The 631-nt window shown below is 60.4% G+C and carries 1 protein-coding gene; it reads right to left on the reverse strand.

Features of this window, described 5'->3' with window-relative positions:
- The coding region (gene tnpA / locus CFR80_RS18680) for an IS66-like element accessory protein TnpA (protein WP_181418231.1) at positions 1–473 on the reverse strand (473 nt) is incomplete at its 3' end.
- Positions 474–631: the final 158 nt, after the last annotated feature.

A 631-nucleotide genomic window follows, 5' to 3' on the forward strand; every position in this document is an offset into this window, starting at 1 on the left:
GATCGTAGTGCGCCCACAATCTCACGCAGACGATCAGCGGACAGCCCTGTGTCGAACTCCAGCCGCACACCGTCCGGAAAGACCAGGCTGACGGCTCGGTCGGACAGCGTTCCCTGTTCTCTCCGACGCTCCAATGGCTGCGGCTCGGGGGCCGGGGCCACCATGACAGGTATGAACGATGTCCCGCCTTTGGCCCGAGCCTCTCGCCGCCAGCGAAACACCAGACTTGGATGGATCCCATACTGTGCAGCCACCTCCCTTATGGGGCGTCGGCTCTCGTAGGACGCGATGACCACTCGCGCGCGAAATTCAGGGGCGTGCCAGCGGCGGCGATCCGAAACGATCTCGATCCGCGAGGCGCCCGCCAGCCTGTCCCGCTCGCCTGTCTCTCTACCGCTCCTTTGGAGCCTCTCTGCGGTACTACCTGCGACACTCGCAGGTAGTACCGCGTCCCTATCTCTTAAATCGCTCATGCTTCATAGCTGAACCAGACCAGAAGTATTCAGCAAGGCGTCAGTCGCCGGGAGCTTACCTTGTACTGCGGAAAAGAAGCTGAGAAATCCTGAAGGTATGCAACTTTTGGGGATTTTTCTGTCGTGTCACGCTTCCGGTGCCTTGATCTTCCTCCCTC

This window comes from Komagataeibacter oboediens (genome assembly GCF_003207815.1).
Classification (GTDB): Bacteria; Pseudomonadota; Alphaproteobacteria; order Acetobacterales; family Acetobacteraceae; genus Komagataeibacter; species Komagataeibacter oboediens.